The 16,584-nt window shown below is 65.1% G+C and carries 15 protein-coding genes; 6 read left to right on the forward strand and 9 right to left on the reverse strand.

Features of this window, described 5'->3' with window-relative positions; translation table 11 throughout:
* Window positions 1-70: 70 nt before the first annotated feature.
* Window positions 71-1,216 carry a YjgN family protein gene (locus tag AC0L23_RS36635; protein ID WP_198957621.1) on the forward strand — a complete coding sequence of 382 codons (1,146 nt, stop codon included), beginning with the start codon at window positions 71-73 and terminating at the stop codon, window positions 1,214-1,216.
* A gap of 3 nt (window positions 1,217-1,219) precedes the next feature.
* Window positions 1,220-2,329: a M48 family metallopeptidase gene (locus AC0L23_RS36640; RefSeq protein WP_085349558.1), complete on the forward strand. Its 1,110-nt coding sequence runs from the start codon at window positions 1,220-1,222 to the stop codon at window positions 2,327-2,329.
* An 18-nt stretch (window positions 2,330-2,347) separates the two neighbouring features.
* Here the strand turns inward: AC0L23_RS36640 and AC0L23_RS36645 are convergent, their stop codons facing one another.
* The 4 genes from AC0L23_RS36645 to AC0L23_RS36660 all read right to left on the reverse strand — a co-directional run bounded on the left by AC0L23_RS36645 (window position 2,348) and on the right by AC0L23_RS36660 (window position 5,859).
* Window positions 2,348-2,557, reverse strand: a complete 210-nt coding sequence (locus tag AC0L23_RS36645) for a hypothetical protein (protein ID WP_026232575.1) — start codon at window positions 2,555-2,557, stop codon at window positions 2,348-2,350.
* A gap of 78 nt (window positions 2,558-2,635) precedes the next feature.
* Entirely contained in the window at window positions 2,636-3,265 is a 630-nt protein-coding gene (gene upp / locus AC0L23_RS36650) for a uracil phosphoribosyltransferase (RefSeq protein WP_007614501.1), read from the reverse strand.
* 91 nt (window positions 3,266-3,356) lie between these two features.
* Window positions 3,357-4,595, reverse strand: a complete 1,239-nt coding sequence (locus tag AC0L23_RS36655; RefSeq protein WP_085349557.1) for a URC4/urg3 family protein — start codon at window positions 4,593-4,595, stop codon at window positions 3,357-3,359.
* Between the two features lie 7 nt (window positions 4,596-4,602).
* Entirely contained in the window at window positions 4,603-5,859 is a 1,257-nt protein-coding gene (locus AC0L23_RS36660; protein ID WP_085349556.1) for a GTP cyclohydrolase II, read from the reverse strand.
* Window positions 5,860-6,248: 389 nt separating this feature from the next.
* On the opposite strand from AC0L23_RS36660, the gene AC0L23_RS36665 reads away from it, so the two are divergent.
* Window positions 6,249-7,376 carry a threonine synthase gene (locus AC0L23_RS36665; protein WP_473358153.1) on the forward strand — a complete coding sequence of 376 codons (1,128 nt, stop codon included), beginning with the start codon at window positions 6,249-6,251 and terminating at the stop codon, window positions 7,374-7,376.
* A 103-nt stretch (window positions 7,377-7,479) separates the two neighbouring features.
* Complete coding sequence (locus AC0L23_RS36670; protein WP_085349555.1) at window positions 7,480-8,286, forward strand: class I SAM-dependent methyltransferase; 807 nt, start codon at window positions 7,480-7,482, stop codon at window positions 8,284-8,286.
* 37 nt (window positions 8,287-8,323) lie between these two features.
* On the opposite strand, the gene AC0L23_RS36675 is transcribed toward AC0L23_RS36670, so the two are convergent.
* On the reverse strand, window positions 8,324-9,139 hold the full coding sequence (locus tag AC0L23_RS36675; protein WP_018453696.1) for a DUF2927 domain-containing protein: 816 nt from the start codon (window positions 9,137-9,139) through the stop codon (window positions 8,324-8,326).
* 68 nt (window positions 9,140-9,207) lie between these two features.
* Window positions 9,208-9,786 carry a L,D-transpeptidase gene (locus AC0L23_RS36680; RefSeq protein ID WP_007596474.1) on the reverse strand — a complete coding sequence of 193 codons (579 nt, stop codon included), beginning with the start codon at window positions 9,784-9,786 and terminating at the stop codon, window positions 9,208-9,210.
* Between the two features lie 266 nt (window positions 9,787-10,052).
* Between AC0L23_RS36680 and AC0L23_RS36685 the strand changes: the two genes are divergently transcribed.
* Together AC0L23_RS36685 and AC0L23_RS36690 are read left to right on the forward strand one after the other, a co-directional pair.
* Window positions 10,053-11,600, forward strand: a complete 1,548-nt coding sequence (locus tag AC0L23_RS36685; protein WP_085349553.1) for an acetolactate synthase large subunit — start codon at window positions 10,053-10,055, stop codon at window positions 11,598-11,600.
* A 36-nt stretch (window positions 11,601-11,636) separates the two neighbouring features.
* Window positions 11,637-12,155: a hypothetical protein gene (locus AC0L23_RS36690; RefSeq protein ID WP_085349552.1), complete on the forward strand. Its 519-nt coding sequence runs from the start codon at window positions 11,637-11,639 to the stop codon at window positions 12,153-12,155.
* Window positions 12,156-12,199: 44 nt separating this feature from the next.
* Here the strand turns inward: AC0L23_RS36690 and AC0L23_RS36695 are convergent, their stop codons facing one another.
* The 3 genes from AC0L23_RS36695 to AC0L23_RS36705 form a co-directional block, all read right to left on the reverse strand.
* Window positions 12,200-12,766: a hypothetical protein gene (locus AC0L23_RS36695; protein WP_085349551.1), complete on the reverse strand. Its 567-nt coding sequence runs from the start codon at window positions 12,764-12,766 to the stop codon at window positions 12,200-12,202.
* Window positions 12,767-12,788: 22 nt separating this feature from the next.
* The gene (locus AC0L23_RS36700) at window positions 12,789-14,390 is read right to left on the reverse strand and encodes a tetratricopeptide repeat protein (protein WP_085360461.1); all 1,602 of its coding nucleotides are present in this window, start codon (window positions 14,388-14,390) and stop codon (window positions 12,789-12,791) included.
* Window positions 14,391-14,654: 264 nt separating this feature from the next.
* Window positions 14,655-16,190 (reverse strand): peroxidase family protein, encoded by a 1,536-nt coding sequence (locus tag AC0L23_RS36705; protein WP_085360459.1) that lies wholly within the window; start codon window positions 16,188-16,190, stop codon window positions 14,655-14,657.
* Between the last annotated feature and the right edge of the window lie 394 nt (window positions 16,191-16,584).

The following is a 16,584-nucleotide window of genomic DNA, read 5'->3' on the forward strand; positions in this document are numbered from 1 at the left end:
ATCGACTAATCTCTGATCTATAAGTTTGATCGAACCAGGTCCGCACCCCGAGGTTGCCGCCGTGAACGACATGCAATGGGCCCCCATCGGCTCCGAACCCTTACCCCCGCCGCTGCCGCCCACGCGGGTCGATTTCACCGGCAACCGTACCGAGTTTCGAAAATTGGTCACCAAGGGTGCCCTGCTCGAGCTCGTCACCTTCGGCTTCTACCGGTTCTGGCTCGTTACCGACATCCGCCGTCATCTGTGGGCGAACACCGCGGTTGATGGCGATGCCGCCGAATATACCGGGCGGGCCAAGGAGCTGCTGGTCGGCTTCCTGTTCGCGCTCGCGATCCTGGTGCCGATCTACCTCGCTTACTTCCTTGTCGGTATCGAGTTCGAACGCTGGCAGGGCTTTGCCTCGACGCCGCTGTTCATCAGCTTCTACGCCTTTGGTCAGTTTGCGATCTTTCGCGCGCGGCGCTATCGCCTGACGCGCACGGTCTGGCGCGGCGTGCGGTTCTGGATGGACGGATCGGGCTGGGCCTATTCGTTCCGCGCCATGCTATGGGGCTTGCTCGTGTTCCTGACGCTCGGGCTCGCATTGCCGTGGCGCGAAGCCTCGCTCGAACGCTACAAGCTGCGGCACACCCATTACGGCGATTTACGCGGCGATTTCGAAGGCGACGGCTGGACATTCTTCAAGCGCGGCTGGTGGCTGTGGCTGCTGAGCCCGATCGCGATGGTGATCTTCCCGCTCGCGCCGTTCTTCTATGCCGAGTTCAAGGCGCGCGAGTGGCGCTGGTGGCTCGACGGTATCCGCATCGGCGACGTCAGCGTGTCCTCGCAATTGCCGCACAACGCATTCTACGCGTTGTACTGGAAAGTGATCGGCTGGTGGATGCTGCTCTCGGCCATCTTCGCCGCCTATATCGGCGGAGCGACCATGCTCGTCGTCAAGCTGAGCGGTCTTTCGGTCGAGCAGGCGTTGGTGCCGGGCAATGCCGCCAAGAGCATCCCGACGCTGGTGATGATGGTGATCGGCTACTTCGCACTCGCTCTCGCCCTCAACATCGTCATGCGGGTCTATCTCCAGCGCGATCTCTGGGCCAAGGTGCTGGAAACTGTCGAGGTGCACAACATCGGAGCCGCGGCGGATGTGCGCGGCAGCGCCGAGCTCGCCAGCGCGCTCGGCGAAGGCTTTGCCGATGGACTCGATGTCGCGGGATTCTGAGCTGTGAGTGAGTTGTCCACAGAGGTCCCGGCGCAATCCGCAAAGCCGACGATCTTCTTCGACGGCGTGTCGAGCCGCAGGCGGCAGGTGGCGCTGACGCTCGGTGACGCGCTCGAGATCCTCGAAGAGGGTGCGACGCCCGTTCGCTGGGCCTATGCCGACATCCGCCGCGCCGATAGCCCGCCCGGCATCTTGCGGCTCGCCTGCGCTTCCGCTCCGCCGCTGGCCCGGCTGGAAATCCGCGACGCTCTGCTCGCGTCAGACGTGACCGCGCGCTGCATGCGGCTCGACGAGCACCAGACCTCGCGCCGCGGGGTCGCAAAAATCGTCGGCTGGTCGATGGCTGCCGCCGTCTCCATTGTCTGCGTCGTGCTGTTCGGCGTGCCGCTCGCTGCCGACCGCCTCGCGCCGCTGGTGCCGAAACCGATCGAGCGGCGCATTGGAGATGCGGCGGAGGTTCAGGTGAAGACGATCTTCGGGCGCAGCGAGTGCCAGGATGGGGCGGGGAAAGCGGTCTTCGTCAAGCTCGTCAATCGGCTGCGCGATGCCGCCGGCCTCGACGACGATTCCATGACCGCGGGCGTGCTGCCGACCCCGGTGCCGAACGCGTTCGCGCTGCCGGGCGGCAAGGTGTTCGTGCTGAAGGGCCTGCTCGACAAGGCCGAAAATGCCGACGAGATCGCCGGCATCCTCGCCCACGAGCTCGGTCATCTCAAGCATTACGACAACATGCGCGGCCTGATCTACAACGGCGGCACCTCGTTCCTGATCGGCCTGTTGTTCGGCGACGTCACTGGCTCGAGCGCCGTGATCTTCGCCTCGCGCAGCGTGGTTGAGGCTTCCTATTCGCGCGAGGCCGAGACCGCTGCGGATACGTTTGCCATCGAGATCATGCACAAGCTCGGCCGTTCGCCTAAGCCTGCAGCCGAATTGATGTTCCGCATCACCGGCAAGGAAGGCGGCGGCCTCACGTCGATCCTGGCGAGCCATCCGCTGACCGAGGACCGCCTCGCGCGCATGACGAAAGAAGACCGCCCCGCCAGCGGCCCGCCGCTGCTCACGGATGCGGAGTGGCAGGCGCTGAAGGGGATCTGCGGCAGCGGCAAGGTGTGACGGCCCGCCCTCAGCGCATCACTTCGCGGGCGCAGCAGGTGGATTCGATCCGGTGGTGACGCTCGGCGCGTTGTTCGGATTGGAGGTCGTGGTCTGCGGGCCGACGTCGCGTCCATTGTAGAAGAAGACGGCAGCGACCACGGCGATCACGAAGATCGCGCCGATCGCCCAGCCCACCGGGCTGTTGCGGCGTGCTCTGTCTGCCCTGCGGTCATCCTGATAGGTCATCGTGCTCTCCATCGTAGAGCAGGAAAACCTTGCGCGAGCGAACCTGTTCCTAACGTGACGCGGTTTGCAAGCCGGCGCCTATCTCGTCCCGTAGGCGCGGTCGCCGGCGTCGCCGAGGCCCGGCAGGATAAAGCCGTTCTCGTCGAGACCTTCATCGACTGCGGCCGTCCAGATCGGCACGTCAGGATGCAGTCCGCGCAGCCGTTCGAGCCCTTCGGGGGCGGCGATCAGGCAGGCGAGGCGAATATCCTTGGCGCCGCGCTCCTTCAGCCGGTCGATTGCGGCCACAGCCGTGTTGGCGGTCGCAACCACGGGCGTCACCACGATCGCCAGGCGCTCGCTGAGATCGGACGGCGATTTGAAGAAGTACTCGACCGCGGCAAAGCTGTGCGGCTCGCGGTAGAGGCCAATATGGGCGACGCGCGCGGTCGGCACCAAATCCATCATGCCGTCGACGAAAGTGGTGCCGGCGCGCAGCATCGGCACGAACACCAGCTTCTTGCCCGCGATCTTGGCCGAATGCATCGTCGCCAGCGGCGTTTCGATAACGGTATCGGCGAGCGGCAGGTCGCGCGTCACCTCGTAGCACAGCAGCATGCCGATCTCCTTGATCAGCTCCCGAAACGATTTGGTCGAGATCGATTTGTCCCGCACCAGGGTCAGCTTGTGCTGCACCAACGGATGATCGACGATCGTGACGCCTTGCATGATCGGATGCCTTTCTTCCTTCTCCCCTTGTGGGAGAAGGTGGCGCGAAGCGCCGGATGAAGGATCTGTTTCCGCGAACTCGAACGAGAGACTAGAACACCGTACCGTCGCTGATCACCTTGAGCGGCGGCGAACCATCGGGCCGGCGCGCGAAGGCGATGGCGCGGCCCGCGGCCCAGGTGCCGCCTTCGAGAATGCTGGCGAGCGGCAATGTCTCAGGAGTGCGCCCGAGTTTGGCGCGGACCAGTTCGGCGAGCCGGTCCAGCAGCGCCACGGTCAGCGCGCGCCACTCGACGACGAGCAGGGAATCCACCGCATGCGCGCGCTCGGCATCGGCGGCGTCGCGCAGGCGCAGCACCTCGTGATCGACGAACAGCCCGCCATTGCGATATTCGGCAAGCCCGGTCAGGCCGTCGATGTCGGTGACGTCGAATCCGGCGCGCTGCAGCGGCTCGATCAACGAATAGCTCAGCCATTGCGACAGCTTGTGCAGGGGCACGAGACTTTCCGTTGAGTCGTTCGCCTTGATCGCCGGGTGGTGCCAGCAATCACCGAGCGGAATTCCGGCAAGCTCCAACCGAGACGGCCAGATCGGTCCGAGCTGGTTCAGCACGGCGGTCAGGATGGCGGGCGCGGGAACCGCGCCGCCCTTCGCCTGCGCCGCGATGTGATCGAACAGCCCGCCCGGCCGCGGGGTGTCGTGCGAGCCGAACACGTCCGCGCGCTCCGCCACCAGCTTGCCCAAGCGGCGCAGCAGATCGGTCCGCCCCTCGACCCCGAGCAGCGGATTGGCATCGCTCACCTGAAAGGCCGAAGTGAGCGCGGCGAGTGGCAGTCGCGCGAGCACGTCGGCATCGGTCCTGAAGGGCGCGCGGGGATCGTGGGAAAAAAGACCGCTCGCGAACATGTCGAGGCTCGCAATCGCAAGCCCCTCGGATCGGCCGACGCTTTGTCCCGTCACGGCGTCCCGGTATCGCCACGCCGCCCCCGCGCCGGCATCGAGCAGCACGCTGACGATGGCAAGGTCGAACTCCGCGCGCGCCCGCGCCGCGCGATCGGGCCATGACGCCGCGTCCGCGAGCCGCGCCCAACGGTCGACGCCACCAAGCACGAAATGGCGCCAGCGCGCATGAAACGGGATTTCCAAAGTGGGATAGGCTTTGCGCGTCACTGCGACAACGGCATCAGCAACGCCGTCCATGCGGTCGAGATCGATGGTGAAGTGCGTCAGCCCGCCGTTCAGGCCGATCTCGAACATCTCGCCGGCTCGCGCGCGAACCGCTGCTGCGCTGAGCAGCGAACGGGCCTGCAATTCCAAAGCGTCTGCCATCAATCGATCAGTATTTTTCCAGCGAACGCCCGACCACGCCGTCGACGTCCTTCTCCGGCGCGATGTCGGTGGAGTAATAGCCGGCGGCCTTCTTCGCGGCGATCTCGACATAGGCGTCGGCGGGAATGAGCTCGGGCGGGATCGGCACGCGCTCGACGATGTCGATGCCCTGCGAGGTCAAAGCGTCGTGCTTCATGTCGCTCATCGACAGGAAGCGGTCGATGCGCTTCAGGCCCAGCCAGTGGATGGTGTCGGGCATCAATTGCTGGAAGCGCGCGTCCTGGACGCCGGCGACGCATTCGGTGCGCTCGAAGTAGGCGGCGGCCGCGTCGCCGTCCTCCTGGCGCTTGCGCGCATTGTAGACCAGGAACTTCGTGACCTCGCCGAGCGCGCGGCCTTCCTTGCGGTTGTAGATCACGAGCCCGAGTCCGCCCTCCTGCGCGCCGCGCGCGGATTCCTCGATGCCGTGAATGAGGTAGGGCCGGCAGGTGCAGATGTCGGAGCCGAACACGTCGGAGCCGTTGCACTCGTCATGCACGCGGCAGGTGATCTTGGTGCGATGGTCCGGCAGCTTGCTGACGTCGCCGAACATGTAGACTGTGGTGCCGCCGATCGGCGGCAGAAACACCTTCATGTCCGGCCGGGTCACCAGCTCGGGGAACATACCGGCGGTCTGCTCGAACAGCGTGCGCCGCAGCTCGGTCTCGTTGGTCGCAAAGCGCTCCGCAAGGCCCGGCAGATACCAGACCGGATCGATCGCGATCTTCACCACCGACACGCTGCCATTGGCGTGCACGACGTCGCCGTCGGCGCGCAGGCGCTTGGCGGCGAGCGCCTCGCGGATCTCCGGCAGGTCCAGCCGCGCGCGCGTCACCGCAATGCTCGGCCTGATGTCGATGCCCTCGGCGATGTCCTTGCCGAAATTCTCGGCGACGAGATGCCCCCAGGGATCGAGCGCGACGATCTTGGCGGGATCGCTCCATTGCGGGAACGGCCCGATGGTGGCGGCCGGAAAGGTGTTGGTGAGGTCGGGACGTCGGATCGGATCGAGCGCGCCGGCGGACACCGCGAGCGCGCGGTACATCGCATAGGAGCCGCCATGGCTGCCGATCACGTTGCGATCCCCAGCGCGCGACACCGTGCCGATGATCGGTCCGCGGGCGCGTGCGTCGGCGGCGCCCCAGTGGATCGGGAAGGCGGCTGTCCTGCCCGGCTCCGGATGGGAGGTGAGGCGGATGTGGTCGGTACGGTTCGCGCGGCTCATGACCAAACTCCTAAAAAGCCAACGGCCCGCCGCTCGGACGGGCCTTGGCTCGTCGCGCTGCCGATGCGGAACACCGGCGGCGCGAGCTCAATCCAACATATTGTAGCGGGCAGTCGCGACAGACAAGTTAATCGTGCTGCGCGGGGGCGGGGCGGTTCGCGGCCAAATTCCTGTCGTCCCGCGACCCGGCAGCGCTTGCCCGAGTCCCACGCTACCGCACTGGCGGAGCTCTCCGCCACCGCAGTAAGATGATGAAGTAATTATGGTTTTCACGTTTTCAAGAGGCGCCACACGGTTGGCGTGCCGGGCGTCGAGTTTCTGGACAAAACGTGTCATCAAACCAAAACGTACAGATCGCCTTTGCCGCATCGCCTTCCTTGGAGACCGCCATGCCCGGCCCCGCCTACATCGACCCCCGCAACGGTAAGCTCTATCCGCTGGACCAGCCGCGCTGGTGCTCGGACGAGCGCACGCCGCTGCTGGTGACGCCCGGGGCAGGGATGTCGCGGGAGGAGATCGAGCCGCGCACGCGTTCGCTCTGGCGCTACCGGGCGGCGCTGCCGGTCGACATCAAGACTCCGATCACGCTCGGCGAAGGCTGCACGCCGCTGGTGCAGCAGGCCTGGGGCGAGCTGCGCCCGTTCTTCAAGCTCGAATGGTTCAACCCGACCGGCAGCTTCAAGGACCGGGGCTCCGCCGTGATGCTGTCGTTCCTGCGGCAGATCGGCGTCGACGCCATTCTGGAGGACTCGTCCGGCAATGGCGGCTCGTCGATGGCGGGTCTCGGCGCCGCCGGCGGCATGCGCGTGAAGATTCTCGCGCCTGCATCGACGTCACCGGCCAAGATCGCACAGGTCCGCGCCTATGGCGCAACGGTGCAGTTGGTTGAGGGCCCGCGCGAGGAATCGGAGGCCGAGGCGATCCGGCAGTCGGACCAGGCCTTCTATGCCAGCCACAATTGGCAGCCGTTCTTTCTCGAAGGCACCAAGTCGCTCGCCTATGAGATATGGGAGGACCTCGGCTTCCGCGCCCCCGACAACGTCATCGTTCCCGTCGGCGCCGGCAGCAGCCTTTTGGGTTGCGCCTTTGGTTTCCGTGAGCTGTTGAAAGCCGGCCAGATCACCAGGCTGCCGCGGCTGTTCGCGGCGCAGCCGCTCAACTGCTCGCCGATCGATGCAAGCTTCAAGGCCGGCGTCGACACCCCTGTCGCGCGCGAGGTGAACAAGACCATCGCCGAAGGCACCGCGATCAAGCATCCGCTGCGCCTGCGCGAGATCATCGCCGCGTTGCGCGAGAGCGGCGGCGGCGCTGTCGCGCTCACGGAGGACGAGATCGTCGCCGCGCTGCGGCGTCTTGCGCGGCAGGGCCTGTTCGCCGAGCCGACCAGCGCAAGTGCTGCCGCCGCGCTGGACAAACTATCCGCCACCGGTAGCATCAAGGCGACCGAGACCACGGTCGCGGTCCTCACCGGCACCGGCCTCAAGGCCGCGACCATCGTTGCCGATCTCGTGCAATAGGACCGCGAGGAGGCGAAGCCGTCGCCGTCATGGGCTTGCGTTGAACCTTTGGCATCCGTCGTCAGCCTCATGAAAAACTGACATTGAGCGAAGGGAGAGTTCCATGGCCGACCAAGACCCGTTTGCTGGTTTCAAGGCAGTCCAGAAGGAAGCCTGGTCGCTGTTCACGCCGATGGAAGTGTTCACCACGCCCTCGGCCGCCAAGCTCGTGAGCTTCGCCGGGGTCGCGACCGGCCAAATGCTGCTCGACGTCGGATGCGGCACCGGCGTTGCCGCGATCACGGCGGCGCGCCGCGGTGCGAAGGTCAGGGGTCTCGACCTGTCGCCGGTCCTGCTCGAGCGCGCCCGCGAGCACGCGCAGCTGGCGAATCTCGATGTCGACTTCGCCGAAGGCGACGCCGAAAGCCTGCCCTATGGCGACAACGAGTTCGACGTGGTGCTCAGCCAGTTCGGCCACATGTTCGCGCCGCGCCCCGAGGTCGCCATCGGCGAGATGCTGCGCGTGCTGAAGCCCGGCGGCACCATCGCCTTCTCCACCTGGCCGCCGCATCTCTATGTCGGCCGGATGTTCGCGCTGATCGGCCGCCATCTGCCGCCGCCCGAGGGCGTGGCATCACCGGTGTCGTGGGGCGATCCGAAGATCGTCGCCGAACGTCTCGCGGGGAAAGTGAAGGATATCGCCTTCGAGATGGACATCATGACGCCGTCCGCACTCAGCCCGCAGCATTTCCGCCGCACCATGGAAACGACGATCGGGCCTTTGATCAAGCTCGTCGCCCAGTACAAGGACGAGCCGGACAGGCTGCGGAGTTTTCGCAGCGAGTTCGAGGCGCTGATCTCCGAATATTACGACGGAAGCAACAACGTGATGCGCCAGCAATTTTTGATGTCGAAGGCGAAGAAGGCGTAAAGCCGCGCCACGGTGCTTTCCTTCTCCCCTTGCGATCTCACTCCTTCAGATCGTTCACGCGCCTCACCCAAATGCGTACATCGGTGAGCACGTCGGGCAGCGCCGCCTTGACCTCAGCCACGGTCATGCCGGCCTTGATGCGGGGATCGTAGAGCAGGTTGAGGATGTACTGGTCATAGACGTCGAAATAGCCCATCGAGACGTTGTCGTTGAACATGGTCCAGGGCACGCTGGCGGTGTCGTTGATCGGGCCGAGCGATTGCAGCAGCTCCTCATAGGCGCAGTCGAGGAAGGTGAAATCGCCGTTGTCGACGGTGAGGATGACGTCGGAATGCTCGATCTCGAAATTGTCGTTCTTGCGGAAGCCGGACAGGCATTGCGGATCGAGCGAGGTGCGGATCTCGCGGGCCTTCTCCGCACCGTAGAAGCTCGAGATGGTGCGGAACAGATCGCGGTCGCGCACGAGCTTCACGCGCACATTCGCCGCTTCGCTGGAGTCGATCATGGCGATGTCGAGATGCTGCACGCGCTTGCCGATGTCGGCTACGACTTTCGCGAGCTGCGCCTTGCGGTCGGCGCGATCGCTCTCGGCGAACACGCGCACCGGTCCGTCGAACTTGCGGATGCGATCGACACGGCCGGCAAGGTGGTATTCGGCGCCGAACGCCGTCTTCAGAAAGCCGTCGACGATCTCGCCGTCGGTAAAGCTCTTCTTCTCGGCGCGCTGGCGCGAAGCGATCGCGGGCAATTCGCCCGCGACGGCGATGGTAGCGGTGTCAGGCGCGAACGCGACGGTGGCGAGCGCCAGCAGCACGATGCGAAAGCCGGACGGAGACGGGGCCAATGCGCTCATTGCCAGGCGACGCTGCCGTATTCGGAACCGACGCACAAGGCCGCATATCCACGCGCCGCCGATTCTTGCTAGTTGTTCAGCACGACCACCGTGGTGCCGACCCCGACGCGGCCGTAGAGGTCGGTGACGTCGTCATTGGTCATGCGGAAGCAGCCCGAGGACACCGCCTGGCCGATCGTCTCCGGCTCGTTGGAGCCGTGGATGCGATAGAGTGTCGAGCCCAGATACATCGCGCGCGCACCGAGCGGATTTTCGACGCCGCCCTTCATGTGACGCGGCAGGTCCGGCCGGCGCGCCAGCATCTGTGACGGCGGCGTCCAGTCCGGCCATTCCTTCTTGGCGGTGATCCGGTGCACGCCGCCCCAGCGGAAGCCGTCGCGGCCGACACCGATGCCGTAGCGCAGGGCCTGGCCGTTCTGGAGCACCAGATAGAGCCGGCGCTCCGAGGTGTTCACCACGATCGTGCCCGGGGCGTAGTTGCCGTTATACATGACGGTGGTGCGGGGAACTGGGCTCGAGCCGCCGCGGAAGAAATTCGGGCCGCCGCCCATGATGTCGCGCGAGTCGAACTCCTCGGCGAAGGCGCCGCCGGCGGTCGCCGACAGCAGTGCGATGGCGGCAATCGGCGCGGCAAAATACCGGATCATTGTTCCCCCAGCAAAAAATCGATTCAACTGAAGTTACAGGCCATATTTGCGGGCTTTCCGCAAGCCACGGCCTCGTGAGACGGGGCATCCTTAACGGTTGGAGTTACCAAACCGGCAACCGCGCCAATTTGCCGGAAAGTATTAGCCAAACCAGCGCATCGCCGCGCGGGGCAGGGCGGCGACGCCGGCTATTGCTTTGACGAGACGAGCGAACAATGATTGATCGGATGGATTGTTGGAACATTGCCGGTTGCGGGAGCTGACGGATGAACGGTGCGGAAAGTCTGGTGCGGACGATGGTCAAGGGCGGGGTCGACGTCTGCTTCTCCAACCCCGGCACCTCCGAGATGCATTTTGTCGCAGCGCTCGACCGCGTGCCCGGCATGCGTTGCGTGCTTGGCCTGTTCGAAGGCGTGGTGACCGGCGCCGCCGACGGCTATTTCCGCATGAAGGGCACGCCGGCCTCGACGCTGCTGCATCTCGGCCCCGGTCTTGCCAACGGCCTTGCCAATCTGCACAACGCCAAGAAGGCGAATTCCGGCATCGTCAACATCGTCGGCCAGCACGCCGTCTACCACATCGACTACAACGCGCCGCTGACCTCCGACATCGAGGGCCTGGCCCGGCCGATGTCGTCCTGGGTCCGCACTTCGCCGGACTCCAAATCGGTCGCTGCCGACGGTGCCGCGGCGATCGCCGCCGCCAAGAGCGCGCCGCCGCAGATCGCGACCCTGATCCTGCCCGCCGACACCGCCTGGAACGAAGCGGACGGCATCGCCGAGGTTCCGGCCGAGCAGCAGCGCGCGAGCTATTCGCCGCAGGCGGTCGAGCAGGCCGCAAAGATCCTGCACGGCGACGGCGAGGGCACGCTGCTGCTGATGACCGGCAGTGCGCTGAGCGAGCAGGGCCTGGCGCTGGCAGAGCGCATCGCCGCCAAGACCGGTTGCACCGTGATGGGCCCGACCTTCCGTCCCAGGATGGCGCGCGGCCGCGGCCGCTTCTCGATCGACCGCATCCATTACGTGATCGACAACGCGCTGCAGATGCTGGCCAGGTTCCGCCATATCGTGCTGGTCGAGTCCGACGATCCCGTGGCGTTCTTTGCCTATCCGAACAAGCCGAGCATCCTCAAGCCCGAGGGCTGCGAGGTGCATCGCATGACCTCCTGGGGGGAGAATTCGGTCGCTGCACTGGAAGCGCTCGCCGGCGCGGTGAAGGCCAGCGCGAAGGACGTCAAGCCGCAGGCCGCGGCTGAGCTGCTCAAGCCGACCGGCGCACTGACCCACGCCTCGATCGCGCAATCGATCGCCTATGCGATTCCGGAGAACGCGATCCTGGTCGACGAATCCCTCACTACCGGCCGCGCCTTCTTCCCGCCGACAGCGGCGGCTGCTCCGCACGACTGGCTCCAGAACATGGGCGGCTCGATCGGCTTCTCGACGCCGCTCTCGATCGGTGCCGCGATCGCCTGCCCGGACCGCAAGGTGATCTGCATGGTCGGCGACGGCAGCGCGATGTACACGATCCAGTCGCTGTGGACGCAGGCGAGAGAAAATCTCAATATCGTCACCATCGTGTTCGCCAATCGCATCTACCAGATCCTGCGCGGCGAGTTCGACAATGTCGGCGCCGGCGAGCCCGGCCAGCGCGCCAACGACATGCTGCGGCTCGACCGGCCGACGCTGGATTTCGTGGCGCTGGCCAAGGGCATGGGCGTGCCCGGCCGCGCCGTCACCAACGCGGACGAGTTCAACAAGGCGCTGGCCGAGGCCGTCGCCGAGCCCGGACCGCGGCTGATCGAAGTCCAGATGTAGGGCACCGCATCAGGAGCGCCGAGGGCCGGGGGCAAGATGCAGACCGAGCTGAACAAGGTGATCGCGGCACTCCGGGACTTCTACGCACACGAAACATTCCTGTTCGAGAAGGACATCGGCGAGCGTGCCATCACGCACCGCTTCGCTGTGCATCTGGAGAAGCAGTTCTCCGGCTGGTCGGTCGATTGCAACTACGACCGGCTAGGCGAGCGTACGCTGCATCTGCCGCACGGCACCATCATCTCGACCGACGATCATCTGGGCAAGTCGATCTACCCTGACGTCGTGGTGCATCAGCGCGAGATCCCGAACAATTTGCTCACCGTGGAGATCCGCAAGGCCAGCAATCACACCGCGCTCGACCACGACCAGCACAAGCTGATGGCGTTGACCGATGCGCATGTCTGGTTCGCCTTTTGGATCGGCGTGCTGCTGGTGCTGGACAAGGACAACGTGACGATCTCGGAAGTCTATGTCAGCGGCGTCCTCGATCAGCCGCTGTCGCGCTGGTTCGCCACGCGGCTGGAGGAGGTCGGCCTCGGGATGGCGCGTTAAGGCGTGTGCCGAATTGTCGCCTTTAATTCAGCTATTCCCTTGAGTCATAGCCCAAGCGCGATCTCGGCCCATTTCAGCATGCGGTCGCTATTGAGGAACGCCAGCACCGCCGGCTCGAGCGACGCTGTGCCGCCCGGTGCGAGCAAAGCCGTCGCGGCCACCATGTCGCAGCGTTGATTGAAGGCGAGTGAGAGCGCGGCCTTGGCGTTCCCCTCGACGCGATATGCCCGGCTGCGGCCGCGCATTGGACCGACAAGGATCTCTCGGCCGGCGGCCGTCGGCGTTGCCTTCCCAATCAGCGCCAGGTCGCCCATCTGCTCGAGGTCGCCGTCATCGGCAATGCCGGTGGCGCAATTGCAAAAGCCGAGCTTGGCGCGAACGTAGAGCTGGACTTCGCCGCCGCAATCCGCGGCCTTGCAGCGGAACGCTTTTCCTTTCCCCCAGGGATCCGCACCGAAAGGCCAGTCGATTTCCGTCCACACTGGGCGAACCTCGCCGGAGGTCGCTGTTGCGCGTGCCGGTTCACCGGATCGCAATATCCAGAGCGCTGTGGCTGAGCAGAACAGTGCGATGGCTGCGCTGGTTGCAACGAGCTTGCTTGTCAGGCGCATGGAAGTTGCCGCGACATCTTTGCTAATTCTGAGCCATCAACTTTCGTGCGGCCGCGAGGTCCTCTCGCGACGAGTCGCCATTTCTCGCGGTTTCGACGACTTTCGCGTAGTACTGGCGGGCCTTCACAGGATCCCCCGCTTTCTCGGCCGCGTGAGCGGCGCCGATCGTCGCGCCAAATCGGTTCGGCTCCTTGCGCATCGTGCTTTCGAACGCGACCAATGCCTCCGTCGCCATGCCGCGTTCGAGCAGCATGGTCCCGTAAAGCTCGCGTGCGGGGGCAAGTGGACCCGGCGTCACGATGGATTTTTCGGTCTTGTCTTCGGCATCGGCGGCAAGGCGCATCGCTTCCAACGCATCCGCCTGCTTCCCCAGGGCGTTGAGCTGCCAGGCTGTAGCGACCTGCCGCTGAATGTCCACGATTTCGGCCCAATAGGCGTCCTTGTCCTGCTGCAGCTTGTCCCGCAACTCCGCCAGCTTGGCGATGTCCGCCGTTGCCGCGTCTGCATTGCCGGAGCGCGCGGCGCCAAGGGCGCGGGCGAAATAGGTGATCGCATCGGCATAGGCAAACCGGCTCGGCTCGACCTTCAGCGCGGCGGCGCCCTGCCAATCACCGCGCTCGACCATATAGCGCGCTTGGCTGGCCGCTATCGCGTAGGGACCGGCGCGCACAGCCGGCACATAGCCAGTGGTCGCAATCATGTCCGCGATGACCTCGCTGGCTCGGCTGTCCTGCGCAAGCTGGAGCAGCGCGTAGACCATATAATCGTCGGCATGCAGCTGCTCGCTGGGGTCTTTGCCCTCCTTGGCAGCCTTCGCGGAACGGCTATTGGCGTCGATGGATTCGTTCCAGTAGCCGACGCGCGTGAAGATGTGCGACGGCATATGCAAGGCGTGCGGTGCCGCCGGCGCGATCTCGGAATAACGCTTAGCAGCGTCGAGTCCTTGCTCTGCGATCGCCGGATAGTCATAGAGATGGATCAGGTAATGTGCGACGCCGGGATGCCGCGGCTGGCGCTTGAAGATCGGCTCCAGGATAGCGGCGCCCTTGAGCTGGTTGGCATAGGACTTGTCGTTTGGTGACGCCGTGACGTTCAGCGTAATGGCGTAGGCGATCTGCGCCTCGTCATCATCGGGATAGCGCGCGGCGACGGCTTCGGTTGCCCTGAGATAGGCCTGCGCACGCTGTCCAAACGTCGTCTTTTCGTCGCCCGAATAGAAGGCCAGCAGCGCATCGATATAGTCGCGTTCGCGTTCGCTCTTGGCGCCGAGTGCCTTCGCCTTCTGCAGCGCGGCGAGCCCTCCGGTGAGGTTTTCCTTCGGCGCGGCAAAATGCGGATTGTACAGCAGGCTCAGCGCAATGCCCCAATAGGCGATCGCGCATTCCGGATCGGCCTGCAGCGTCTCCTCGAAAATTTCCTTTGCGGGCCGGTACCAGAACGAGTGCTGATAACGCATCCCGCGATCAAAGCGGCGCTGCGCCACCTCGTTGCAGGAAGTCTGGAAGTGCACCTTGCCAAATTGCTCATCGGCCCCGTCTTCCGCGCGTGCGGCGGGCGTGCCGGAAATCGAGCCTAAGGTAGCGAGGGCGAGAAGAGAGACGGTTCTCAAGGCGAGCGCGCGCATCGGCCCCTCCGTTTCTGTTCAGAATAAATCTGGTCAGATGGCGCCGATAAAACCGAGGGCGCCGAAGTTCGTACTGCTGAGATCGGCAATGGCAATTGCGTTGTTGAAGGATTTCTCCATTCGCGATGCGAGTCAACAGGAAGCGGACGGATTTGCGTTAGGGAAGCACGCCTGCCAGGATCCATCCGCCGCGCGTCGAGGCGAGTGGGTCACAAGGCCGCTCGCATGACGAGCGGCCTTGCATCATCATCGTCCGTCACCCGCTCAATGCAGCGGATCGCCCTGGCCGAGCGCGTAGGCGACGAGGTCCTTCAGCGCGAAGCCGGAGCCGGTCACCGGCGTCCATTGCGGGTCGAGCGACAGCACGGAGGAATTATCTCCGAACATCATGCCGAGGAAGACTTCTGCGACGATGCGACCGCCGACCGGTCCGAGCTGCGGTGTCTTGACCGTGGCGGGCCCGCCGGTGGCGGAGATCGGCATGTTGGTCGCGTTTTGCCGCGCCTCGGCGAGGATGTAGGCCCACAGTGGGCAGTTGTCGGCGAACACGCCGTTCGCGATGCTCGCGATCTTGACTTGCGGATCGCCCGGTCCCGGCTCGTCGACCGCCTTGCCGATGATGATCTCGTCGTCGGTCAGCGGTGTCAGCTTCATCGCCTTGGCGACGGCCTGGCCGGACGGCAGCCCAAGCCGCCAGCTGCGCTCGAGATTGCGCAGCGCTAGCGACGCCGGATTGGAGGCGACTTCCGGCGGCAGCTTGCGCAGCGGGTCCACAAGCGAGGCATCGATGCGATAGGCAAACTGCAGCCGCCTCTTGTTGTCGGGATTGGCGTCGTCGTCCTCGACGCCATAGGGGCGCGTGTCGAGATCGATGAAGCGGCCCCAATCCATGGCGCGTCCTGGTCCCATCGCTCGGAAGCCGGTCAGTGCGTTGTGGTCGGGATTGTTGGGATCGGGAAAGATCTGCAGCAGCATGTTAGCCGCGTCGTTCAGCCGGTAGCCGGGGCGGATCATGGAGTGCCCGAGCCGGTAGGCCGCGACCGAGAACTCGACCGGCATGAACGGATAGGTCTTCCAATGGTAGTAAGCGAGCTTGCCGCGGTCGTAGCGACCCGCGGTCTTCAGCTGGTCCAGCACGCTGGCGTGGACGATGCGCGGCAGGAAGTCGTTCAGCACCACGTACTGATAGTGGAATCGAACGCGCTGCTGCACCTCTTCGAACGACAGGCTGTCATTGTCGTCGACCATGCGGTTGTGAAAGCGCAGCATCAAGGCTTGAAACTGCGAGACAATGCTGTTCTCGTCGTTGCGGGGATCGCCGATCAGCGCGCGGCCCTTGAAGCGCGGCAGATCGACGGCATCGAGCACGCCCGCGCCGGTGACCTTCTCGCCGAGCCGGAACTTGATGCCGTCATACATGTAGGGCTGGTCGTTCGGACCGCGGCCGTAGACATTGTCCATGTCGAGCGACGGCGTGCGGAAATCGACGAGCCCGTCGGGGTCCTGCTGCTTGGTCAGCGAGCTGACCGGATCGAAGGTGATGTCGTGGTCGATGAACTGGCCGAAATAAGTGTAGAGCGAGGGAATGCCGCTCTCTTCCGCGTCCGGTCCGTCCTTCGGCCCGTCGAAGCCGGCGACCATCTTGTCGGCGAGCGCCGACAGGTTTGCGATCGTGTTGGAATCGTTCGGGCCGAATTTGGCCGGTGCGAGCTTGCGGAACATGCGGCCGAAGCGGCCTTGCGAAAGCGGCGAACGCGTTGCGTTCAGACCGCGCGGAACAATTGCGTGGCGGCTGCTCATTGAAACACCTTCCTGAAAAGTCGAATGGAAAGATCGGGCTAAGGTTTCTCGCGCTGGAGTTTGCAGCCTAGGCGCGATCACGCCTGCCACGAGCGAGATGGATCACAATTGCCCGGTATCGAAATTTTCGGAAGGTGCGCCTTGGCCCGCAAGCCACGGCTGCGCATCGTGAATTTCTCGGTGCTGATGACGGATAACATTCTCGTCATCGACGGACGCAAGCGGCTTCGCACAGTTTCAATTCGCCGGCACGTCGGCGGAGCGGGTCGTCTTCACGCAAAAATTGTGGGGGGGGGGGGGGGGGGGGGGGGGGGCCCCGCCCGCCGCGGGGGGGGGGGGGGGCGCGGCGGGGGGGGGGGGGGGGGGGGGGGGGGGGGGGGGGGGGGGGGGGGGG

The organism is Bradyrhizobium sp. MI1.4 (genome assembly GCF_055811315.1).